Annotated in this window: 21 protein-coding genes; 6 read left to right on the top strand and 15 right to left on the bottom strand. The window is 69.7% G+C overall.

Features of this window, described 5'->3' with window-relative positions; genetic code table 11:
- The first annotated feature begins 167 nt into the window (after positions 1–167).
- Positions 168–1,649, top strand: a complete 1,482-nt coding sequence (locus BLV63_RS02845; RefSeq protein ID WP_066213799.1) for a catalase — start codon at positions 168–170, stop codon at positions 1,647–1,649.
- A gap of 131 nt (positions 1,650–1,780) precedes the next feature.
- On the opposite strand, the gene crcB is transcribed toward BLV63_RS02845, so the two are convergent.
- Together crcB and BLV63_RS02835 are read right to left on the bottom strand one after the other, a co-directional pair.
- Positions 1,781–2,149 carry a fluoride efflux transporter CrcB gene (gene crcB / locus BLV63_RS02840; protein ID WP_066213796.1) on the bottom strand — a complete coding sequence of 123 codons (369 nt, stop codon included), beginning with the start codon at positions 2,147–2,149 and terminating at the stop codon, positions 1,781–1,783.
- A complete protein-coding gene (locus BLV63_RS02835) occupies positions 2,146–2,634 on the bottom strand; it encodes a fluoride efflux transporter FluC (RefSeq protein WP_082724116.1) in 489 nt (162 codons plus the stop codon). Before BLV63_RS02835 ends, crcB begins: the two co-directional genes overlap by 4 nt.
- 268 nt (positions 2,635–2,902) lie before the next feature.
- Here BLV63_RS02835 and BLV63_RS02830 point away from each other — a divergent pair, with 268 nt between their 5' ends.
- Complete coding sequence (locus tag BLV63_RS02830; RefSeq protein WP_139244628.1) at positions 2,903–4,501, top strand: M4 family metallopeptidase; 1,599 nt, start codon at positions 2,903–2,905, stop codon at positions 4,499–4,501.
- Between the two features lie 122 nt (positions 4,502–4,623).
- Positions 4,624–6,912 (top strand): excinuclease ABC subunit UvrA, encoded by a 2,289-nt coding sequence (locus BLV63_RS02825; protein WP_066213792.1) that lies wholly within the window; start codon positions 4,624–4,626, stop codon positions 6,910–6,912.
- A gap of 108 nt (positions 6,913–7,020) precedes the next feature.
- Here the strand turns inward: BLV63_RS02825 and BLV63_RS02820 are convergent, their stop codons facing one another.
- From BLV63_RS02820 to BLV63_RS02810, 3 genes are read right to left on the bottom strand one after another with little or no spacing between them, the layout of a single operon-like run.
- Positions 7,021–7,698, bottom strand: a complete 678-nt coding sequence (locus BLV63_RS02820) for a DUF998 domain-containing protein (RefSeq protein ID WP_066213789.1) — start codon at positions 7,696–7,698, stop codon at positions 7,021–7,023.
- 52 nt (positions 7,699–7,750) lie between these two features.
- The gene (locus BLV63_RS02815; RefSeq protein ID WP_066213786.1) at positions 7,751–8,215 is read right to left on the bottom strand and encodes a DUF8821 family protein; all 465 of its coding nucleotides are present in this window, start codon (positions 8,213–8,215) and stop codon (positions 7,751–7,753) included.
- A gap of 54 nt (positions 8,216–8,269) precedes the next feature.
- On the bottom strand, positions 8,270–9,427 hold the full coding sequence (locus BLV63_RS02810) for an SLC13 family permease (protein WP_066213781.1): 1,158 nt from the start codon (positions 9,425–9,427) through the stop codon (positions 8,270–8,272).
- A 60-nt stretch (positions 9,428–9,487) separates the two neighbouring features.
- On the opposite strand from BLV63_RS02810, the gene BLV63_RS02805 reads away from it, so the two are divergent.
- On the top strand, positions 9,488–10,114 hold the full coding sequence (locus BLV63_RS02805) for a GNAT family N-acetyltransferase (protein ID WP_074783952.1): 627 nt from the start codon (positions 9,488–9,490) through the stop codon (positions 10,112–10,114).
- Here the strand turns inward: BLV63_RS02805 and BLV63_RS02800 are convergent.
- Positions 10,077–10,739 (bottom strand): TetR/AcrR family transcriptional regulator, encoded by a 663-nt coding sequence (locus BLV63_RS02800; protein WP_066213779.1) that lies wholly within the window; start codon positions 10,737–10,739, stop codon positions 10,077–10,079. The genes BLV63_RS02805 and BLV63_RS02800 overlap by 38 nt on opposite strands.
- Before the next feature lie 195 nt (positions 10,740–10,934).
- Here BLV63_RS02800 and BLV63_RS02795 point away from each other — a divergent pair, with 195 nt between their 5' ends.
- Together BLV63_RS02795 and BLV63_RS02790 are read left to right on the top strand one after the other, a co-directional pair.
- Positions 10,935–12,392, top strand: a complete 1,458-nt coding sequence (locus BLV63_RS02795) for a purine-cytosine permease family protein (protein ID WP_066213777.1) — start codon at positions 10,935–10,937, stop codon at positions 12,390–12,392.
- A gap of 84 nt (positions 12,393–12,476) precedes the next feature.
- Complete coding sequence (locus BLV63_RS02790; RefSeq protein WP_066213775.1) at positions 12,477–13,565, top strand: alcohol dehydrogenase catalytic domain-containing protein; 1,089 nt, start codon at positions 12,477–12,479, stop codon at positions 13,563–13,565.
- A gap of 26 nt (positions 13,566–13,591) precedes the next feature.
- On the opposite strand, the gene BLV63_RS02785 is transcribed toward BLV63_RS02790, so the two are convergent.
- From BLV63_RS02785 to BLV63_RS02745, 9 genes are all read right to left on the bottom strand, one after another.
- Positions 13,592–14,623: a hypothetical protein gene (locus BLV63_RS02785; RefSeq protein ID WP_254780443.1), complete on the bottom strand. Its 1,032-nt coding sequence runs from the start codon at positions 14,621–14,623 to the stop codon at positions 13,592–13,594.
- A gap of 108 nt (positions 14,624–14,731) precedes the next feature.
- Positions 14,732–15,643, bottom strand: a complete 912-nt coding sequence (locus BLV63_RS02780) for an ABC transporter substrate-binding protein (RefSeq protein WP_066213772.1) — start codon at positions 15,641–15,643, stop codon at positions 14,732–14,734.
- Between the two features lie 34 nt (positions 15,644–15,677).
- A complete protein-coding gene (locus BLV63_RS02775) occupies positions 15,678–16,445 on the bottom strand; it encodes an ABC transporter permease (RefSeq protein WP_066213768.1) in 768 nt (255 codons plus the stop codon).
- Positions 16,442–17,128, bottom strand: coding sequence for an ABC transporter permease (locus BLV63_RS02770; protein WP_066213765.1), 687 nt, complete (start codon positions 17,126–17,128; stop codon positions 16,442–16,444). Before BLV63_RS02770 ends, BLV63_RS02775 begins: the two co-directional genes overlap by 4 nt.
- Position 17,129: 1 nt before the next feature.
- Complete coding sequence (locus BLV63_RS02765) at positions 17,130–18,011, bottom strand: ABC transporter ATP-binding protein (RefSeq protein ID WP_066213762.1); 882 nt, start codon at positions 18,009–18,011, stop codon at positions 17,130–17,132.
- Positions 18,012–18,250: 239 nt separating this feature from the next.
- The gene (locus tag BLV63_RS02760; RefSeq protein ID WP_066213757.1) at positions 18,251–19,669 is read right to left on the bottom strand and encodes a dihydrolipoyl dehydrogenase family protein; all 1,419 of its coding nucleotides are present in this window, start codon (positions 19,667–19,669) and stop codon (positions 18,251–18,253) included.
- Between the two features lie 139 nt (positions 19,670–19,808).
- Positions 19,809–20,804, bottom strand: a complete 996-nt coding sequence (locus BLV63_RS02755; protein ID WP_066213754.1) for a hypothetical protein — start codon at positions 20,802–20,804, stop codon at positions 19,809–19,811.
- A gap of 2 nt (positions 20,805–20,806) precedes the next feature.
- Positions 20,807–22,072: an MFS transporter gene (locus tag BLV63_RS02750; protein WP_066213750.1), complete on the bottom strand. Its 1,266-nt coding sequence runs from the start codon at positions 22,070–22,072 to the stop codon at positions 20,807–20,809.
- A gap of 138 nt (positions 22,073–22,210) precedes the next feature.
- Positions 22,211–22,945, bottom strand: a complete 735-nt coding sequence (locus BLV63_RS02745; RefSeq protein WP_066213747.1) for a siderophore-interacting protein — start codon at positions 22,943–22,945, stop codon at positions 22,211–22,213.
- Between the last annotated feature and the right edge of the window lie 58 nt (positions 22,946–23,003).

The raw sequence follows: 23,003 nt of genomic DNA, 5'->3' as shown, positions 1-23,003 counted from the left end.
AGGCGCAACTCGCGATCCGGTGCCGTCCGGAGAGGGAAACCCCAGCTCAGAGCGATGGCGCCACGCTCCGGTCCCCCGTGGATCCGGACTGCCGAGGGTTCTCCTTCGGCGCCGAGTGCACCTCGCCCGGGAACGGATTGACCCGAACGACCGAAGGAGAGCACGACATGACATTCAACAGTGACTCGCAACTCGACGCCCCGGTGCCGTCGACCACGGAATCGGGCGCGCGCCGCGACAGCGACGCACACTCGCTGAGCGTAGGCCCCAACGGTCCGCTGCTCCTCCACGACGTCGCCCTGGTGGAGAAGCTGGCGCGCTTCGACCGGGAACGCATCCCGGAACGCAGCCCCCACGCGAAGGGCTCCGGCGCCTTCGGGCAGCTCGAGGTGACTGAGGACGTCTCGGCCTACACGAAGGCGAAGCTGTTCCAGCAGGGCGCCGTGACCCCCATGCTCGCCCGGTTCTCCACCGTGGCCGGCGAACTCGGCTCGCCGGACAGCTGGCGGGACGTGCGCGGTTTCGCGCTGAAGTTCTACACCGAGGACGGCAACTACGACATCGTCGGCAACAACACGCCGACCTTCTTCGTCCGCGATCCGATGAAGTTCCCGGACTTCATCCACTCCCAGAAGCGCCTGCCGGACTCCGGTCTGCGGGACGTCAACATGCAGTGGGACTTCTGGACACTCTCCCCCGAGTCGTCGCATCAGGTCTCCTACCTCATGGGCGACCGCGGCATCCCGCGGAGCTGGCGCCACATGAACGGCTACTCCTCCCACACCTACATGTGGGTCAACGAGGCCGGCGAGCGCTTCTGGGTGAAGTACCACTTCCTGACCGAGCAGGGCCTCGAGTTCCTCACGAATGACGAAGCCGCCACCCTGGCCGGCGAGGACGCCGACGCCCACCGCCGGGACCTCTTCGAATCGATCGGCCGCGGCGAGTTCCCGTCCTGGCGCGTCGAGGTCCAGATCATGCCGTACGAGGAGGCCCGGAGCTACCGCTTCAACCCCTTCGACCTGACCAAGGTGTGGTCCAAGAAGGACTACCCCCGCATCCCGGTGGGCCGCTTCACGCTCAACCAGAACCCGGTGAACCACTTCGCCCAGATCGAGCAGGCCGCGTTCAGCCCGTCGAACCTGGTGCCGGGCACCGGTGTCTCCCCGGACAAGATGCTGCTGGCGCGGATCTTCTCCTATCCGGATGCGCAGCGGAACCGGCTCGGGACGAACTTCAACCAGCTGCCGGTCAACAGCCCCGCGGTCCCGCTGAACTCCTACGACAAGGAAGGGGCCATGCAGTACCACCACAGCGGCGCGGCCCCCGTCTACGCCCCGAACTCCTACGGCCGTCCGTACCAGGACACCGAGGGCCGGGCGGAGAACGGCTGGGAGGCCGACGGCGAGATGGTCCGGGCCGCGTACACGCTGCACGCCGAGGATGACGACTTCGGCCAGGCCCACACGCTGGTCCGCGACGTCATGAACGACGCCGAGCGGGACCGCCTCGTGGACACGGTCGTCGGCATGGTGTCCGGCCAGGTCGTGGAACCGGTCCTCAGCCGGGTCTTCGAGTACTGGAAGAAGATCGACCAGGAGGTCGGCGAACGGATCGAGGCGGGCGTCCGGTCCGGCGGCGCCGCCTGATTCACGGCGCACTGGACAGGCCCTGACGGCCTGATCACGAAGCCCGTCCGAACCGGTGACACCACCGGTTCGGACGGGCTTTCACATGCCCGGAACCATGCACCGGAACCGCGAGCGCCGACCGACCCGTGTCAGGCGAGCAGGATCCCGCCCCACGCGGCCAGAAGGCACAGCGCCGCGCCGCCCAGACCGTAGAGCACCGCCCGCAGCGGCTCACGATTGTGCAGGAGCCGGACGGTCTCCATGCTGGCTGTGCTGAACGTCGTGTACCCGCCGAGGAACCCGGTGCCGGCGATCAGCAGGGCCTCCGGACCCATCCTCTGGGCCGCCACAGCCCCGGTCAGCACGCCCAAGGCGAACGATCCGGTCACGTTGATGACGAGGGTAGCGAAGGGGAAGTCCGTGGGCCAGCGGCGCCGCACCGCGCCGTCGAGCATGAAACGCGCGACGGCGCCCGCCCCTCCCGCGAGAGCCAGCCAGAGCGGGATCAAGGCACTCATGCGCCTCCTCCCGGCGTCGCGCGGCCGTCCCGGCGCGACTCCCGCAGCCGATGGCTCACCGCGGCGAGCCAGATGCCGAGCGCCGTGGCGGCGCCACCGAGCAGAAGCGTCGCGGCCAGGTAGCCGAATGCCTCGGCGAGGCGGCCGGCCTGGAGCAGATGGACGGCGTCGACGGCGAAGGTGCTGTACGTGGTGAAGGCGCCCAGGAAGCCGGTGCCGGCCACGAGCCGGAGACGGCGTGCCCAGCCGATGTCCGAGCCGCGTCGGATGAGCGCCTCCAGCAGAAGCCCGAGCAGGAACGCGCCCAGCACGTTGATCAGCACGGTCGCCAAGGGCCAGCCGCCAGGGGCCGGGATGGCCACCGACAGCCCGTACCGGGCGTAGGCGCCGACCACCCCGCCGCCGAAGACCCAGCCGATCGCCCGGGGGTCCAGGTGCAGGGGCGGCACCGTCCCATGGGCGGTGGTCCTGGATGGCTCACGCATCGGTCATGCTCCCTCCGGGCGATGTGACACGGCTTCGACACACGCCGCGTTCCAAGGCTAACGCGAAGTCCACCCGAAGGCCGGGTGCGACGGCCGGTGCCCGGCGCTTCCCTGTGATCCCGCGGAAGTTGCGGAGTGGACTCTCAGTTCGCCTCGATTTTTTGAAGCTGTCATTTCATGACAAATTTGGAAAGCTCTTGACTGAGGGTTAACTTCTCCTGCATTCTCAGTCGGGGGGCAACACCACACAAAATCAGGAGGAATCATCGTGCGATCCACGTCAGGCCTCAAGAGGCTGGGAACCATGTGCGCTGTCGGCGCACTTGCCACAGTCGGCCTTTCCGTCAACACGGCCTGGGCCGGTCAGAACAATCCGGACGACAGCCAAGCGTTCACCTCGAAGTCAGGCCAGGCCGAGAGCTTCGTCTTCAAGAGCAAGTCACATCGTGTCGATCGCAATACCGTCAGCGGAATGCTGGAGGAGTCGTTCGGCTCGGCGCCCGGATCCCAGTTCAAGCAGGTCCGCGACCAGCAGCTCGGCGCCGGTCACCTCGCCCGCTTCGTCCAGGTGATCGACGGTCACGAAGTGGCCGGTTCCTCGATCGCCCAGACCCTTGACAAGGACGGCGCCCTGATCCAGGCCATGGGCTCCGTGGCCACCGGCACCACCAGCGCCACGTTCCCGCAGCAGCGCGATCTGGCCAAGGGCGAGAAGGCCGCCAAGGAAGCGGCCGCCACCCAGGTCAAGCTCCCGGCCTCCAAGGCCAAGGTCACCAAGACCGTCTGGTACGCACCGGCCCTCGCAGGCTTCCCGGAAGGCGGCACCGTCGGCCAGCCGGCGTACGAAGTCGTGGTGAGCAACAAGGACGCCAGCTTCACCGTCACCGTTGCCGCCACCGGCGCCCCGACGGTCCTGGCCACCGCCACCAACACCCACGAGCTCAACCGCGCCGTGTGTGACGCCAACCGCAACAGCGGCGTCACCTATGACGACCTCAAGTGCGGTGTGGGCACCAAGAACGTCCTGAAGCGCAAGGAAGGCCAGGCGGCCTCCACCGTGGCCGACGTCAACGCCGTCTACAACTTCTTCGGCGACACCAGCTCCTTCTACGCGGCCAACACCAACGCCGGTGACCTGACCACCCTGGTCGGCGCGAACTACAGCGACGGCCTCGGCACCGCCATCCGCGGCAGCGTCCGTCAGTGCGTCAGCGGCGACGCCTGCCCGTACACCAACGCCTTCTGGTCCGATGAGATCAGCGCGATGGTCTACGGCGAGGGTGTCACCACCGATGACGTCACCGGCCACGAGCTGACCCACGGCGTCACGTCCCGCACCAATGGCCTGCAGTACCAGAACGAGGCCGGCGCCATCAACGAGTCCATGTCCGACGTCTTCGGCGAACTCACCGACATCAGCAACGGCAGCGCGGATGACACCGCCGCCAACCGCTGGAAGATGGGCGAGGGCAGCTCGCTGGGCGTCATCCGTGACATGAAGAGCCCTAAGAACTACCAGCAGCCGGAGATCTACAAGGGCACGTACTGGCACGCGACCAGCACCAACCCGAACCAGAACAATGACTACGGTGGAGTCCACACCAACAGCGGTGTGGGCAACAAGCTGGCCTACCTGATCACCGACGGCGCGACCTTCAACGGTCAGACCATCACCGGTCTGGGCGTCCACAAGGCGGCCGAGCTGTACTGGACCACGCAGACCCTGCTGCCGTCCAACGCCACGTACGCCTCCCTCAAGAGCGCACTGAAGCAGGCCTGCACCGCCAACGTCACCAACGGCGTCGCCGGCACCACCACCGCAGACTGCACCCAGGTGAACAACGCGATCACCTCGGTGGGCATCTGATCCCTCTCCATCCCGCGAAGTAACACATGGTGCCCCTTCCCAGCATGGGAAGGGGCACCATGTGTTCTCTCGTGAGGAGCCGGGGGCGCGACGACGGCGGGCGCCGTGCCTACGATGGCTTCATGGGAGCGGTGCAGGGGGAAAGCGTCATCCGGGTGACTCGTGCGAGCACGAACAACCTCAGAAACGTCAGCGTGGACGTGCCCAAGAAGGCGCTGACCGTGGTCACCGGGGTGTCGGGATCCGGCAAATCCTCCCTCGTCCTCGACACCATCGCCGCGGAAGCCCAGCGGCTGGTCAACGACTCCTACCCGACCTTCGTGCGGAACCGGCTGCCGCAGCTTCCCGCCCCGGAGGTGCAGGCCATGGGAGGGCTCACCTTCACCGCCCTCATCGATCAGCGTCGGTTCACCGGCAACGCGAGATCGACCGTCGCGACGGCGTCCGACGTCGCGCCCTTGCTGCGCCTGGTCTTCTCCCGCGTCGGAGAACCTTCCGCCGGTTACTCTCCGGCGTACTCCTTCAATGACCCCACCGGCATGTGCCCCCGGTGCGAAGGGCTGGGCACCGTGGTCGACATCGACGTCGAGGCGCTGATCGACTCCTCGAAGAACATCGACGAGGGCCCAGTGCGATTCAGCCAGTTCCGGCCCGGTGTCTACCGCTGGAAGCGCTTCGCCTACAGCGGGCTGTTCGACCGGAAGAAGCCGCTCGGCGAGTACACTCCAGAGGAGATGGACCTCTTCCTCTACGCCGACCAGCTCAAGCTCGAGAACCCCGACCCGCGCTTCCCCAAAACCGCACGGTTCGACGGCGTCGTCACCCGGATGCGCGATGTGTACGTCAAGAACCGTCCGGAGAAGATCGCGGCGCCGGTGCGCGAAGAACTGGATCATCTGACGTCACGTCGCACCTGCCCCGAGTGCCACGGCGCCCGGGTGAACGCCGCGGCGCGGAACAGCCTGATCGACGGCCGCTCGATCGCCGACTGGTCCGCGCTGTCCGTGGCGGAACTCCGCGCACTCCTGGAGGGGATGGACGATCCGCGGGTGGAGCCGGCCCTGGTGGGGATCCGCCACACCCTCGACGCACTGCTGTCCGTGGGCCTGGGGTACCTCTCCCTGGACCGCCAGTCCTCGACGCTGTCCGGAGGGGAGGCTCAGCGCGTCAAGATCGTGCGTCATCTGGGCAGCGCCCTCACCGATGTCACCTACGTCTTCGACGAACCCTCCACCGGGCTGCACCCGTCCGATGTCCAACGGCTCAACCGCCTCCTGCACAGGCTGCGGGACGAGGGCAACACCGTGCTCGTGGTGGAACACCACCCGCAGGTGATCCGGGTCGCCGATCACGTGATCGACATCGGACCCGGCGCCGGGCCGGACGGCGGCACGGTCCAGTTCGAAGGAACGCCGAGCGCACTGGCGGAGAGCGGAACCCTCACGGGACGGCTGATCTCCCGGCCACTTCACCTCAAGGAGACGCTCCGTGAGCCCCGAGGCGCCGTCACCGTGAGGCAGGCGTCCGCCCACAATCTGCGCGGCTTCGACGTCGACGTGCCGCTCGGCCTCCTCACCGCGGTGACCGGCGTCGCGGGCTCCGGCAAGAGCTCCTTCGCCACGGAGGAACTGCCGCGCCAGCATCCGGAGTTCACCGTGGTGGGCCAGGACCCGCTGCGCGGCGGGGTCCGCTCCACGTCTCTCAGCGTTCTCGGCATCGCCGATGAGGTCCGTGAGGTGTTCGCCGACGCCGGCGGCCTCGCCCCGGCCTGGTTCAGCTTCAACTCGAAGGGCGCCTGCCCCGCGTGCAAGGGCAAGGGCTACATCACGACGGAACTCGCGTTCCTGGACGATGTCGCCACACCCTGCGACGTGTGCGGCGGCGCGCGGTTCAACGGCGAGGCGCTGAGCGTCCGGATCGCGGGCCACACCATCGCAGACGTCCTGACGATGACGGCGGTATCCGTGACCCGGCTCTTCGCGGAACATCCGGCCATCGTCTCCGCCATGACCTGGCTGGAACGCGTCGGGCTCGGGTACCTCGCCGTGGGACAGTCGCTGGACACCCTCTCCGGCGGCGAGAAACAGCGGCTCCTCCTGGCCCGGCACCTGCAGGCCTCCGGCGACCTCGGCGCCAAACGCATTGTGCTGGACGAACCCACCACGGGCCTCCACCCGAGCGACGTGGACCGGATCAACGACCTGTTCGCGGAGCTCGTGGACGCGGGTGCGACCCTCGTGGTGGTGGAGCACAACCTCCGGGTCGTCGCGCAGGCCGACCATGTGATCGACATCGGTCCCGGCGCCGGATCGGACGGGGGCAAACTGCTCTTCGCCGGCCGTCCCGAGGATCTGCTCACGTCCGCCGACTCGCAGACCGGTCATGCCCTCGCCCTCGCCGCGGCGCGCTGAGCGCACTGAACCCCGCCGCGAGGGAACAGCTGGCGCCTCTTTCCGTCATGGGAAAGGGCGCCAGCTGTTCCCTCGCGAGCCAGGGCGAGCCGGGCGGTCCGGCCGCGGTCAGGGAGCGCTTCGGCGGAGCAGGACGATGCCCGTGACCAGTTCCCAGGCGATGATCGTGTAGACGGCACCCCGTTCCCAGACGCCGTCCGGCAGCCAGGTGTGCGTCATCAGGAGCACGGCGAACACGAAGCCGAGCGCGCCCAGGACCGTGCTGATCCTCCGGTACAGCACGCCACCGGGCCGGTCCCCGACAGCGAGCGCGTCTCCGGTCCCCGCCACGAGCGCCGCCGCGTTGCCGGCCCCGATGGCCGCCACGGCCCCCAGGCCGTGGAACAGCATCAGCCCGTTGGCCGCGTTCTCCGGCGAGCCGTGCACCAGGCCCACCACGGCGATGCCGGCGGAGTGCACGAGGAGGAGGGCGAAGAGGGCGCCCCGGCGCCGTCGTCGTCCCGCATCCGCCGCGAGCAGCGCGACGACGGCGAGGGTGATCAGCAGTCCCTCGCCGATGAAGCCGGCGTTCATCACCTCGGCGAGACGCGACTCCATCGTCCGGCCCTCGAAGACGCCGCCGGCCGGGACGCCGAGGTCACTGATGTAGTTGCGGGCGTAGTCGTACCCGGGGAAGCCGAGCGCGGCGATGGTCTCGCAGAACAGGTACCAGCACGGGGCCAGTAGGAACAACACTCCGGCGGCGCGCACGGCGGGCCGGGACGGGGATGCCTGGGATGAGGGCACGACCGGACTTCCTTCCATGAGGGCGGGGGTCCGCCCGTTCAGGGACCGGGGCTCAGTATTCGCCCTTGATCACGAAGTACGAGCCGCGGATCTCCCCGGCCAGCTTCGACTTCTGGCGGGCGAACTTGAAGCAGGACGCCAGCTCCTCGGGGACCTCCATGCCCTGGGAGAGCTTGAAGCCCACGGCCCGCTTCCCGCCGTCCTCCAGCGTGTACATCACGTTGAGGACCAGGCCCGATTCGTAAATGACGTAGTCCATCCGGATCCCGTCCACCTCGAAGGAGGAGACCTCCAGCGGCGTGGATTCGATGACGATCTCCCGCTCCTCGCGCAGGATGCGGTTCACGCGCTCCAGGACCTCGGGCGCCTCGGCGGCGGGCTGGACGGTGAAGACGTGGTCGTACTTGTTCTTGAAGTACCGGGCCTCATTCGCCCGCAGTCCGGCGAGCGCGTCCACGACGGGCGAGGACTCCAGACCGGTGGTGGAGACGTTGACGAAATCCACGATGTACGACATGAGACCTCCTGGGATCGGTTGACTACAGCAACCATAGCGAACCGAGGTGACGGATCAGCCGTGGGTGAGCCAGAGGGCAAGGACCGACGTGACCATCACGAGCGGGGCGGCGACAAGACCCAACCGGATGTAGGCGCCCCAGCTGACGCTGACACCCACCGTCGTGAGGCGGTCGTGCCACAGGAGCGTGGCCAGGGACGCCCACGGCGTCACGAGCGGCGCCGTGTTGACGCCGATCAGGAGGCTGCCGAGCAGCTGAGGCGACGTCGCGAAAGGCTCCAGGCCGAGGTAGGCCGGGAGGTTGTTCACGACGTTGGAGCCGACGGCGCCGCTGCCGGCCATGGCGAGGAGCTGCGGAAGGCCCGAGCCCTGGTTGCCCAGCCCGCTCAGGACAGTCGTCACGCCGAGCGAGTGCACCGACTGCACCACGAGGAAGAGGCCGCAGACGAAAACGATCAGCGGACCGGGGAACAGCCGCCAGCTCAGGGAGGTCCGGCGTCGCACGGCGAACACCACGAGCAGCACCGCCGCGGCGGCACAGGCCGGGATCCAGGGCTCGAGGCCGCTCGTGAGCAGCGGCAGCAGCACCGCGGTGACGGCCGCCGAGATCCAGAAGAGGACCTTGTCCTCCGGCGGCTTCACCACCTCCGGGGTGAAAGTGCCCCGCAGCTCCCGCCGGAACAGCAGGAAGATGAGGAGCGCCGGGAGCAGGCTCGCCACCAGGGCCGGCGCCCAGAGCAGTTGCAGGAACCCTCCGGCGGTGCCGTCGCCCAGACGATGGGTGGCGAGCAGATTGCTCAGATTGGACACGGGCAGCCACAGCGACGCGGTGTTGGCCAGCCAGACCGTGGTCAGGGCGAACGGAAACGGCCGCAGTCCGGCGTGCGATGCGAGGAGGACGACCACGGGTGTCAGGAGCACGGCCGTGGTGTCGATCGAGAGGAACGCGGTGCACAGGATGGAGAGCAGCACGACCAGGAGCCAGAGCAGGACCGTCCGGCCCCGGGCCAGGCCCGCCAGCAGGCCGGAGACCGCGCGGAACACCCCGGCGTCGGCGGCGAGTTCGGCCACCACCGTGATCCCGCCCGCGAACAGCAGCACCGGCAGCACCCGCTCGCCCAGCGCGAGCGCCTCGGTGGCCGGCAGCACGCCGGTGAGCACCGCGATGCCGCCGAGGAGCAGGAGACCGAAGCCGATCAGGAGAAGTCGCACCTTCTGATGGTACGGACCCCGGCTCTCGACAGGACACCCGACCCACGTCAGAGTGGATTCATGAGCACCGTGGACACGCGCGCACCCCGGCCCGACGGCATCAGGACGGCCCCTGCCGACTGGGAGGAGGTGGAACGCCTCTTCTCCCTCGGCGGGGACGCGGCGGGATGCTGGTGCCAGTGGTTCACCCTGCGTCCGGCCGAGTGGAAGAGCCGGCCGCGCGCGGAGCGCAAGGAGCTCCTGCGCGAGCAGTTCGAACAGGACGAGGTGCCGCCGGGGGTGCTGGCCTTCGCCGACGGGACGGCGGTCGGCTGGGCCGCCGTCGCACCGCGCCGCTGCTACCCGCGCGTGGAGCACCTGCAGCTCGTCCAGAAGGCCGACCGCGCCGCCCCGCCCGAGGACGGTGACCACTGGGTGGTGAGCTGTTTCGTCGTGGCGCGGACGCACCGCCGTCGTGGAGTCGCCCGTGCGCTCCTGGATGCGGCGGTCGCCTTCGCCGCCGAGCACGGCGCCGACTGGGTGGAGGGCTACCCGGTGGACACCGCCAGCCGCCCCAAGGCGAACTCCTCGGACCTGTTCCACGGGACGGTGACGCTCTTCGAGCAGGCGGGCTTCACCCGGGTGTACGACGGCGTGCCGGGCCGCGCGCTCATGCGTCGCCGGGCGCCGGGGGCCGGGACGGCGTAGCCTCCTCGGCCGCTCTCGCCGCCAGCGTTTCGATCCAGGCGACGGACGCCTGAATGGCGAGGGTGAGCCCTTCGGCCACCCGTTCGGACGGCGTCGCGGCGGCGACCGCCTCGTGAAGCGCCGGCTGCGACAGCGGGGTCGTGAGCCAGAGGGGGTCCGGCGAGACGGCGTCGGCCGCCGAACCGAACACGACGGCGTCGAGCATCGACACCACCGCGACCCGCTGCCGGGCGGGCACCCCCGCCTCGGCGAGGAGCACGACCAGCGTCTCGTACACGGCGAGCGTGGGCCGGTCATCCACCATGCGCCCCATCAGGAGCGGGATCGCGGCGGGGTACTGGGCCACGGCCTCGCGGTAGGAGCGGATCCAGTGCTCCACGCGCTCCTGCCAGGGGCGGTCCGCGTCCCGCAGCGCGTCGAGGCTGATCTTCCGGTAGAACCGCTCGCGGAGCGCGTTGATGATCTCGTCCCGCCCGCCGCTGAGGTGGTGATACAGCGACGACGGGTTCACGCCCAGGTGCTTGCCGATCCCCTGGATCGTGAAGTCATGGTGGCGGTCGATCAGTTCCAGCGCCGCGTCCAGAATGATGTCGCGCGAGAGAAGACGCGTGCGGGGTCTGGCCATGGTCCGAGTATTCCAGGTCCCGTCTGCACGACCTAAAACCAAATGCCATTTGATTAAAGTGTGATCCAGGCCATACCATGGTGAAAACTTTCGTTGCATAGAAGACAACCCGACTCTTCCAGCCTCGTCCGATACGCCGTCATCCCCCTTCTCCCGGACCTCACACCCCGGGATCCCTCCCCTCGAAGGAACGCCATGACCACCACCCCTTCTGACACCGGCAGCCCCGCCCGGCTCATCGAAGCCCGGTCCATCGACTGGGTCCCGGAGAGCGAACGCCACGGCAAACTCTGGCACCAGGGTCCGTTGTGGTTCCTCGGCAACTTCCAGTACTTCTCCATCCCCATCGGATTCATCGGCCCGTCCATGGGGCTCTCCCTCGGCTGGACCGTCGTGGCGAGCGTCCTGGGCATCGCCGTCGGCACGGTCTTCATGGCCTTCCACGCCTCCCAGGGCCCCACCATGGGCCTGCCCCAGCTGATCCAGTCGCGGGCGCAGTTCGGCTACCGCGGCGTCGTGGTCCCGCTCCTCGCCACCCTTTTCACGTACATCGCGTTCAATGTGGCGGACACGGTCCTGCTGAGCGAAGGCCTGAACAGCTCCTTCGGCTGGAACCCGACGCTGATCGCCATTCTCGCGACGGTGGCCGGCGCGGGCCTGGCGATCTTCGGCCACGACTGGCTGCACAAGGCGTTCCGCATCCTGCTGTACGTCTCGCTGCCCATCATGACGATCCTGACCATCGGCGTCATCAGCGGCGGCGCCGGCGGGTCCTGGGATTCCTCGCACTACGGCTTCACCTGGGTCGCGTTCATGGCCCAGTTCGCGGCCTGCGCCGCGTACAACATCACCTACGCCCCCTACGTCTCCGACTACTCGCGGTACCTTCCCACGAACACCCCGGCGCGGTCCGTGATCGCCGCCGTCTTCTTCGGCGCCTCGTCCTCGGCCATCTGGCTGATCTCGCTGGGCGCGTGGCTGTCGATCGCCCTCGGCGCGACCGACGGCCTCGCCGGCCTCCAGACGGCGGGCAACACGATCTTCCCGTCCCTCGGGAACGTCGCCGCGCTGCTCTCGGCCCTCGCCCTGACCGCCACCATGGGCATGAACGCCTACGGCGGCATGCTCACGGTCCTGACCACGGTCGACTCGATCCGCCCGATCAAACCCAAGACCACAGCCCGCGTGGTCACGGTCCTCGGACTCGCGGTGCTCTGGTACCTCGTGGCCTCCTCGATCAGCTCCGGCTCCGTCGCCACGGTCTTCTCCGCGCTGACCCTGATGCTCTACATCCTGGTCCCGTGGACGGCCACCAATCTGGTCGACTTCTTCGTGGTGCGGCGCGGCCATTACGCGATCGCGGACCTCTTCACGCCGAACGGCATCTACGGAGCCTGGGGCTGGCGCGGGCTCACCGCGTTCGCCATCGGCCTCCTGAGCGAGATCCCCTTCATGGTCCTGCCGACCATCGGCGACTGGAGCTTCGTGGGTCCGGTGGCCTCGGCCTTGGGCGACGTCGACATCGCCTGGCTCGTCGGCCTCGCCGTCACCTCGGTGGCGTACTGGCTGCTGGGCCGCTCGCTCGATCTGGCGGCGGAGGAGAGCGAACGACGCCGGAGCGACGAACAGCTCTCCGGGCAGGGTCTCGCGTAGGCGGGTCCGCCTCCACACCCTTCATTCACAGCCTTCCGACTGTGCAGCCTTCCGACTGTGCAGCCTTCCGATCAGGAGATCACCATGACCGAAGCCACCACGTTCCGCACCGGGCGCGGAGTGTCCCGGGAGCCGCTCACCGTGGCGTCCCCCGGACCGGGCCAGGTGCGCGTCGGCATCCGTGCCACGGGCGTCTGCCACTCGGATCTGCACATCGTGAACGGCGACTGGCCTGCGGAGCAGCCCCTGGTCCTGGGGCACGAGGCCGCGGGCGTCGTCGAGGAGACCGGACCGGGCGTCACCACCGTCCAGCCCGGCGACCATGTGGTGCTGTCCTGGTTCGCCCCGTGCGGACGGTGCGTCAACTGCGCCGCCGGCCGCGGCTGGCTGTGCACCGGCACCACCGCACTGTCCAACACCCTGCCGGACGGCACCACCGCATTCCGCGACGGCGACGGCGAGCCTCTGTGGCCCTACCTCGGGCTGGGCACCTTCACGCCGGAGGTGGTCGTGCCGGAGTCGGCGGCGGTCAAGGTCGACGAACGGCTGCCCTTCACCGTGGGCGCCCTCCTCGGCTGCTCGGTGACCACCGGCGTGGGAGCGGTCCTGAACACCGCGAAGGTCCCAGCGGGAGCGTCCGCCGTGGTCATCGGCTGTGGCGGGGTGGGCCTCTCCGTGGTGATGGGACTCCGCCTCGCGGGCGCCGACCCGATCATCGCCGTGGACCTGTCCGAGGAGAAGCGGGCCATGGCACGCGAACTGGGGGCCACGGTCACCCTGGACCCTCGCGAGACGGACCTGAGCGAATTCGTCACGGAACAGTTCGGAGGCGTGGATTTCGCGTTCGAGGCGATCGGGAACGAGAAGGTCATCGAGACCCTCCCCGGACTGCTCGCTCCGGGCGGCGCCGCCGTGCTGGTCGGCATGACCCGCATCGGCGCCCGGGCCAGCATCGACCCGTTCGACCTGGCGGACCAGGGGAAGAGCATCCTGGGGTGCAATTACGGGTCGAGCGTGGCGCAGGTGGACATCCCCCGGCTCGCGCGGCTCCACCTCGCAGGCCTGCTGCCGCTGGAACGGCTCATCGACCGTGTCCGGCCCCTCTCCGAGGCCGCCGACGCCCTCGAGGATCTGGCGGCCGGAACCGGGCTGCGGTCGGTCCTGACGCCCTGACGGGATCCACGGACCGGGCCCGCGCATCAGGCGCCCTGCCCCGCCTCCCACCAGCGGAGGACCCGGAGCGCCCGGAAGGTGATCCAGCCCGACGGGAGTCCGGCGCCGTCGTCGAGCGTGAACCAGACCCGGCCACGCAGTTCCTCGTCCAGGAGCCACCGGCCATCGGCTTGACGACGGGAGCGCAGATGGTCGATCACCGGGGCCAGCCGGGGGTCGGGCGCGGTGCCGTCCACGAGCGACGCGGCCCGCAGGTGGTCGGCGGCACGGAGGACGTCGTAGCGCCACCGCCAGGGGTAACGGAGTTCAAGGTACCCGGGGTCGGCGGGTTCGCCGGTGCTTTTCCGCCGGAAGAGACCGCGTTCCAGGAGGTACTCCTCGCCCGCCCGACGCGCCCGCCGGGTCTCCGGGGTGCCCTGCCCGTTGCGTTCCAGTTCCAGGAGCGCCTCGAGGACGTTGATGGTGGTGTCGAAGGAGGAGCGCACGGAACCGTTCTCGCGCTCACAGTTCCAGCCGCCGTCGGGCTGCTGCTCGGCGAGCATCCACTCGACGAGAGCAGGAAGTGCGAGCCCGAAATAGACGCCGTCCGCGAGCGTCCTGGCGTTGATGCAGGTGTCCACTTCGCCGTCCCAGAACCGCTGGCCGTCATGGTCCCAGCGGGAGTTCCGGCCTACGAGTTCCACGATCTCCCGGATCCGCAGAGTGGAGGGGTCCAGACCGAACTCGCGCAGCTGCGTGAGGCTGTAGGTGGTGGCGGTCCAGGGCTGCCCCTCCGCCTTCCAGTCCGCCGGGGTGAAGCCCTCGGGCACGAAGGACCCGCCGGCCCATTGGCCGTCCTCCCCGGCCAGGGCGAGCAGCCTGGCGCCGGCGCCCTCGGTCGCGATCCGCGCCCGTTCGGCCTCCCACACGGAGGCGGGCGCGTCCAGGAGATCGCGCAGGACCTGCCAGCGCAGTGCGGGGTCACCGCTCAGGAGCCAGTCGACGACGGCGCCGTCAGGCACTGTGCCGCGCGGCCCCGTGAGCAGGGGGTCGCCGTCCTCGGGATGCTGAGCCGTCATCGCTCCTCCGTTCCATCACGCGTCAGCCGTCACGGATCCCATGACCCGCGACGGCGGGGACGCTCCTCCCCCTGCCCGGAGCGTCCCCTGCCGATCAGCCGAGGCCGGTCAGCTCAGGCCTTTGTCCTTGAGCCAGGCCGTGGCGATCTCGGCCGGCTGGCGCTTGTCCACCGTGCTCTGGACGTTCAGCTTCACCAGTTCCTCGGTGGTCAGCTTCGCGCTGATCGCGTTGATCACCTTGGAGATCTTCCCGGAGACGGCCTCGCTCGCGATCGGCACCACATTGGAGGACAGGATCATGTTCTTCGGATCCTTCAGCGTGACCAGGTCACCCTTTTCAAAGGCCGGATCCGCCGAGTAGATGTCCGCCACCTGCACCGTCCCGGCACGCAGCGCGTCCAGGGTGGTGGGGCCGGTCGCGGAGAAGGCGAGATCCACGCCGTACTGGGTCTTCGCGGCAGCCGGTCCGTACGGGCGCTTCTCGAACTCCGGGGCGCCGCCGATCGTGACCTTGCCCTGGACCTTGCTCAGGTCCGCGATCGTCTGGAGGCCGTACTTGTCGGCGGTCGCCTTGGTCACCGTGTAGGTGTCCTGGTCCGCGGCCTGGGCGTAGTCGAGCGCCACGAGACCCTTGGGCAGGGCCTTCTTCAGCTCGGCGTACACATCGGCCGGGCTGGTCGAAGCGGCCTTGCCCTGCAGGAACTCCAGGAGGTTGCCGGTGTACTCGGGGAACAGGCTGATCGCCCCGGACTTCACGTCGCCCATGTAGGCGTCGCGCTGGCCGATGTTGAAGCGGCGCTCCACCTTCTGGCCGTCCTTCTCGAGCCCCTGGGCGTAGATCTCCGCGATGATCTCGTTCGAGTAGTACGCCTGCGACCCGACGACGATCTTGTCCCCGGAGCCTCCTCCCGCGGTGCTGGGCTGGTCCAGCGGGTTGCCGGAACCGCACGCGCTGAGGGCGAGCGTGACGGCGAGCGCGGCGCCGGCCGCGGCGATCCTGGCGATGCGAGCAGTGAACATGGTGGTTCCTCTCTTCACTTCCTCACGCGGAGTTTCACTCGGCGTGCTGTCTGGACGCGGCTGGGGTGTTCAGCCGGACGCGGGATGACGTGCGACGGCGCGCACGGGGTTCGGTCTCCTGGCGCCCGCCGCCTGACGCGCGGACCCCGGCGGGGACGGCGGCGCGCTGAGCCAGGGCGAACAGGAGATCGACGATCAGGGCGAGGACGGCCACCAGCAGGGCGCCGGCCAGCACCTGATCGAAGCGGCGCAGCGGGATGCCCTGGATGATGGGCCAGCCGAGGCCGCCCAGATTGACGTAGGCGGCGATAGTGACGGTGGCGATGACCTGAAGCGTGGCCGCACGGAGACCGCCGATGAGCAGGGGCAGTCCGAGGCGGAACTCCACCTTCCAGAAGACCTGCCACGGGGTCATGCCCATGGCCTTGGCGGCGTCGATCACGCGGCGGTCGATCGCCTCGATCCCGGTGTACGCGCCGGCCAGGAGGGACGGGATGCCGAGCAGCACGAACGTGACGAGGGCCGCAGCCGGCACCTGCAGCACCCCGAAGAGCAGCACCAGCAGGATGAGCAGGCCGAACGAAGGAATGGCGCGGGCGGCGCCGGAGATCGCGACGGCCACCTCACGGCCGCGTCCCGTGTGGCCGATGAGCCAGCCGGCGGGCACCGCGACGACGGCGGCGATCAGCACGGACAGCGCCGTGTACAGCAGGTGCTGGCCGAGGAGGGTGGGGAGCGCGTAGGTGCCGGTCCACTGCTCGGGATCGGTCAGCCAACGGACCGCATCGGCGAAGAGGTTCATGCGGACACCTCCGCCGGATCCGTGACCCGCGAGCGCTTCGCCCGCCCGTTCGTGGCGCGCTGCCAGGGCATGAGCAAGCGTCCCAGAAGCACCAGGACCACGTCCACGAGAACCGCCAGGATCACCACGGCGGCGACTCCGGCGAACACCTCTTCGATGAGCCGGCGGTCCAGCCCGTTGGTGAAGGGATAGCCCAGGTTGTTGACCCCGATCAGGGTGCCCACCGTGGCCAGCGCGATCGTGCTGACGGCCGCCACGCGCACCCCGGCGAGGATCACGGGGGCGGCGAGGGGCAGTTCCACCGTCCAGAACCGGCGCGCGGGCGCGTAGCCCATGGCGGTGGCGGCTCGGCGCACGTCCGGGTCCACGGCGTCGAGACCATCCGCCACGGAACGCACCAGGATGGCGACGGCGTAGATGGTCAGCGCCGTGACGAGATTGGCCTCGTTGGTGGCCGGGTAGCCGAAGAGCGCCGGCAGCAAGATCAGCAGCGCGAGCGACGGGATCGTGTAGAGGAGCCCGGTCAGCAGGATGACGGGTCCGCGCACCAGCCGGTACCGCCAGGCGAACCGGCCCAGCGGGATCGCGACCACGATGCCGAGGGCCAGGGCGATGACGCTCTGCCGCAGATGCACGCCGGTCAGGTTGAGGATCAGCCCCAGGTTGTCGAGGATCCAGGTCACGTCAGCCGCCGGTCCCGCCGCCCGGCGCCACGGACGGGGCGGGTCCGCCCACGGCTCCCGACGTCGCCGGGGCGTCCACGAGCGCCCCCTGGGCCCGCCCGGTCGCGTCGACCACCACGGTGCCCTCGGGAGTCTCCACGAGACGCAGGGCGCGCTTGCCCCGGTCCGCTCCGATGAAGGCGGCCACGAAGTCGTCCGCCGGGTTGGCGATGATCTCCTCGGGCGTTCCTTCCTGCACGATCTGCGCGCCGGCGCCGAGGATGACGATGCGGTCGCCGAGCAGGAACGCCTCGTCGATGTCATGGGTCACGAACACCACGGTCTTGCCGAGTTCGGACTGGAGGCGCAGGAGTTCCTGCTGGAGCTCGGCGCGGACGATCGGGTCCACCGCTCCGAACGGCTCGTCCATGAGCAGGATGTTCGGGTCCGCGGCGAGGCCCCGGGCCACCCCCACCCTCTGCTGCTGGCCGCCGGACAGCTGGCTCGGGTACCGGTCCGCGAGCTTCTGGGAGAGGCCCACGGTGTCCAGCATCTCGCGGGCGCGCGCGTGGGCGTCGGCCCGGGAGGCGCCGTTGAGGCGCATCACGGTGGCGACGTTGTCCAGCACCGTGAAGTGCGGCATCAGGCCGGAGTTCTGCATGACGTAGCCGATGCCACGGCGCAGGGCCACCGGATCACGGTCGAGGACGCTGTCGCCGTCGATCTCCACGGTGCCGGAGCTCGGCTCCACCATGCGGTTGATCATGCGGAGAAGGGTGGTCTTGCCCGATCCGGAGGAGCCCACCAGGACGGTGGTCTGACGGGGCGGGATGACCAGGTTGAAGCCGTCCACGGCGAGCGTGCCGTCGGGGAACGTCTTGGAGACGGAGCGGAATTCGATCATCGTCCGGCCCGCCCCCGGTTTCCGGCGCGCGCCGGGCCGTTCGGACACGCCAGGACCGCGTCCCGCGTGCTTTCCAGCAGCGCGGTCTCAGTCCGCGCGACGGCGGCCCTCGGCTCAGCCACGCTGCCGGCGGACCCGTGAGGGCGGCCGTTTCCTGCAAATTCGGTGTGCATGATCTTCTTTCTCCCGTGTCCTGACGACACTACGGTGAGCCTCTGACACTCTTCGGAGCCGACCCCTCAGGCGGATTGCCGCCCGTACGATTCCAAGAGCCGCAGCCAGACCTCGCTCAGGGTGGGGTAGGACGGGACGGCGTGCCAAAGTCGCTTCACGGGCACCTCGCCCACGACCGCGATGGCGGCGGCGTGAATCAGCTCGGCCACATCAGGCCCCACGAACGTCACCCCGAGGAGCACCTCGCGGTCCTCGTCCACCACGAAGCGGGCGCGGCCCTGATACCCGTCCTCGTGCAGGGACGCACCCGCCACGGAGGAGAACTCGACATCCACGGCCCGCGCCCGGTGCCCCGCCTCACGGGCTTCCGCTTCGGTGAGGCCCACGGCGGCGACCTCCGGCTCGGAGAAGATGACCTGTGGCACCGCGGCGTGATCGGCCGTGGCGACGTGGCGGCCCCACGCGCCGTCGTCGACCGTCTGACCCTGCGCACGCGCCGCGATCACGTCTCCGGCGGCCCGCGCCTGGTACTTGCCCTGATGGGTGAGGAGCACGCGGCCGTTGACGTCGCCCACCGCGTAGAGCCAGTCCACGCCCGGCACGCGCAGCGTGTCATCGACGGTGACGGAAGCACCCGGCTCCAGTCCGACCGCCTCCAGGCCGATGTCACCGCTGCGCGGCTTCCGGCCCGTGGCCACGAGGATCTCGGCGGCGTGCACGTCGCCGGCATCGGTGCGGACGGTCACGCCCTCGTCGTCGCGCTCCACGGAGAGAGTCTTCACGCCCAGGCGCACGTCCACGCCGAGGTCCCGCAGCCCATCGGCCACCAGGTCCCCGGCGAAGTCCTCCACCGAGCCGAGCAATCCGCTCCGCGCCAGCACGGTGACCTGCGATCCCAGGGCGGCGTAGGCCGTCGCCATCTCGACCGCCACGACGCCGCCTCCCACCACCACGAGGGAATCCGGCACCTCCTCGGCGCTCGTCGCCTCGCGGCTGGTCCAGGGCTTGGCCTCGCGCAGACCGGGGATCCCGGGAACCGCGGCGTCGGAGCCGGTGCTCAGCACGACGGCGTGGCGGGCCGTGAGCGTGCGATCTTCACCGTCCGGCGTCGTGACGGTCACCCGGCGCTCACCGCTGAGGCGCCCGTGCCCGCGGACCAGGTCGATCCCGGCCGAGTCGAGCCAGGACACCTGCCCGTCGTCCTTCCAGTGGCTCGTGAAGGAGTCGCGGCGGTTCAGAACGGCGCGGACGTCGAGGTCGCCCGTGACGGCTTCGGCGCTGCCGGGGACCTTCCGGGCAGCCCGGAGAGCCTGCGGGGACCGGAGCAATGCCTTCGACGGCATGCAGGCCCAGTAGGAACACTCTCCTCCGACAAGTTCGCTCTCCACGATCACGGCCGTGAGGCCACCCTGGACAGCACGGTCGGCCACGTTCTCGCCCACCGGGCCACCGCCCAACACGATCAGGTCATACTCGTCACTCATGCGCAGCGCCGCCTCCCCGGTTCGCGTGGTCTCTCCACTCAAGCCGATCCGCTCACCGCGCGTCAACCACCCATGACGAAACCGCAGTTCAGAAGCCCCTTCCGGGCCGGTTCGGGGCCTCTTCCGGGATTTTCCGGGGTCACTTCCGGCGCTTGAGTCTCCGGAACTCCTTGCTCCACTCCTGGTGGGCGTCCCGCTCACCCGACCGCGGCTTCGCCGCCACCCGCCCGGGGCGCGTGCGCGGCAGGGCCTTCCAGCCGGCGTCGAGCACCAGAAGCGCGCGCTCGGTCAGCGCCGCATTGCGCAGCTGCAGCGCCGTGCCTTTGCGCCGCAGCACTTCGGTCAGCGTCTCGTCCGCGTCCTTGAGGCGGCCGCTCTGCCGCTGAGCGCGCGCCCGCAGGAGCAGCAGCGCGGCGCTCAGCTCGTCCGCGTTCCGTGCGCCCTCACTCAGCCGGATCACGGACTCGAAGTCCTCCTGCAGACTCGCCAGCTGCGCGAGCGCGAGCGCCTTGGCGGGCGAGTGCGGCACCTGTTCCAGCTCGACGACGGCGGCCTCCACCTCGCCGACCTCGCGCAGCGCGTGCGCGGCGGCGTAGTGCAGGGCCTCATCGGAGTACAGGATGCGGGCCGCGACCCCGTCACTGAGCTCGACCTCCACCACGAGGCCCAGCAGGTGTCGTTGCATGAAACGGTGGGCGGAGTCGTCCACGAGCGTCTCCTGCCCGCGGCGCAGCAGTTCCACCGCCTGCGGGTACTGCCGCCCCTGGTAAGCCCGCAGCCCGGCCAGGACGTAGCAGAGCCCGGCGAAGCCACTGTGGCTCCGGGCCAGGAGGATGAGCCGCTCCGGCCCGCCGCCCATCGTGATCTCGGCGTGGAGCGCCTTGGCGAACTTCCCGGAGAATCCCTGCAGCCGCCCGGGTCCTTCCCGGAAAGCGAAGCGGTTCACCGGGTCCAGGCCGCGCCCGGCCCTGATCCGCTCACCCAGTCCCCCGGCGATCTTCCGCACCGAGACCTGGAAGACCACGCCCACGAAGGGGGTGATCTCCCGCGTCTCCCGATGCACGGGCATCCCGCCGCCCACCGGATGCGGGGGCAGGTTCCGGGGAGGCTTCCCGGGAGGCTGGGGACCGGCCACGGCTACTCCACTCCCTTGATCCGCACCACGAACACCGCCCCCAGCAATCCGATCACCGCGGCGGCGACATAGAGGGAGAGATACCCGCCCCAAAGCGTCACGAACGGCCAGGCGATGGCCGGCGCGATGACCTGCGGCAGCGAGTTCGCGATGTTGATGACGCCCAGGTCCTTGCCGCGCTCCTCGGCGTGGGGCAGGACCTGCGTGATGAGCGCGAAGTCGACGGCGAGGTACGCGCCGAAGCCGATCCCGAGCACCGCGGCGCCGATCAGGCCGCCCGCCCAGGTCGGGGAGAACGCCAGGATCAGAGCGGAGGTGGCGATGATCGCGGACGAGATGATGACCAGCGGTTTCCGCCGGCCCATCCGATCGCTGATCCGCCCGCCGATCACGCTGGTGATGATCACGAAGATCGCGTAGAGACCCGTCAGGATGAGCACGCCGGTCTCCGCGGGGATGCCCTGGGTCTCCTGCAGGTGCACGGCGTCCGTGAGGAAGAAGAGCAGATAGAGCGTGATCATATGGTTGCCGATGTTCACCAGCAGGCGCGTGATCCAGGCCCAGCGGAAATCGGCGGAGGCCAGCGGCGTGATGAAGCTCAGCAGGAACTTCCCCCAGTTCAGGGGCGGGACGGCGTCGCGCGGGAGCGGCTCGTCCCCTGAGCGGAACGCGAAGAGGACCACCCCGAGCACCAGCGCCAGGGCGGCCAGTCCGTAGCCGAGCCACAGATTGCCGCTGACCACGGCCGCGATGACGGCGCCCAGCAGGATGCCCGCCGTCTGCCCCATCGCCGCGAGTCCGCCGACCGTGGCGCGCTGCTCCGTGGGGACCTTGTCCGGGATGGCGGCGGTGATGGCGGCGTAGGCGCCGTTGCAGCCGGCCTGCACCAGGCACCAGGCCAGGGTCATGAGGGCGACGTCGGGCACCCCCGCGAGCGCCACGAGAGCCAGGGCGCCGACCACCGCGCCGCCCACCACCCACGGCACGCGGCGTCCGAAACGCCCGGTGGTCCGGTCACTGAACGCCCCGAAGACGGGGTTGGCCACGAGGGACACGGCCGCACCGCAGCCTGTCACCAGGGCGAGGATGCCTTCCTTCTGGCCCGGGTCCAGCTGAGCGGCCTGCAATCCGAGCAGCACCTGGAGCGGGGCGAAGAAGGCCGCGTTGATGCCCAGGTTGACCAGGACCACACCCGTGATCCAGACCGGGCTCACCTCGCGGGTGGGCTCCTGCGCCACACCCGACGGGCCGTGCTGGGCGATCGACATGCCGTGCTCCTCATCCCCTGGAGGCCGGTCCCGCGTCCTGCACGCGGGCCCGCCGTGCCTCATCCTATGCCGAGCGATGGCCCCGCGGCCCGGTGGACCGCGCCCTGTGGACAAGACACCACCGAGCCGGACAGGACTTCAGGCGCGCCAGTAGCCCAGGGCGTCCACGCGGTCCCGCGCCATCCGGTGGGTGGACCGCAACTCCTTGGACAGGTGGCGGAAGGCGGAGCTTTCACTCGCGATCCACACGAAATCCTGTTCCGGGTCGAGGGCGTGGTCGCCGGCAGCCCAGGCGGCGCTCACCTCGGCGACGAAGCGCCGCCCGTCGTCCTCCCGTGGGATCCAGACGAGGCTGTCCTGCGAGCGAAGCCGGAGCGGGATGCCGCCGTCGCTCTCATGCTGCTGCTCGAGGAACACGACGGCGGGCGTCTCCCCCAGGGCGTCCAAGAGGGTGTTGAGGCCCGGGACCGCCGCAGCGTCCCCGACCGCGTGGACGCGCCGTGGCGCGGGGTCCGGGAGGCGGAAGGCGCTGCCCTGGATGGTGACGTCGAGGACGTCGCCCGCGGCGGCGTCGCGCGCCCAATCGGCCGCAGGCCCACGGTGCATGGCGAATTCGAGGCTGAACGTGCCCGACGCGGGGTCGGGGTCCACGAGCGTGTATGCCCGCTGGTGGCCGCGGCCTCCGGTCGGGAACCAGACCCGGATCCAGGCGGTGGGGTGGGTCCCGATGGCCTCCAGCAGTTCGCGGCCCGTGAAGTCGACCCGGAGGTAGTCCTCAGTGATCCAGCGGCTGCCGTGCGCCCTGACCTGGAAGTCCTTGGCGCCGAAGGCCTTGAGGACCACGCCCTCCCAGCCGTGCTTGGTCAGGGCCATCTGCCGTCCTCCGTCTCATCCTCGGTCGCGGGGCCGATCAGCCGGACCGCGCAGGAAT

The organism is Arthrobacter woluwensis, from assembly GCF_900105345.1.
Classification (GTDB): Bacteria; Actinomycetota; Actinomycetes; order Actinomycetales; family Micrococcaceae; genus Arthrobacter_E; species Arthrobacter_E woluwensis.
Note: the sequence above shows the minus strand (reverse complement) of the source record. Positions and strands in the feature narration are given on the sequence as shown.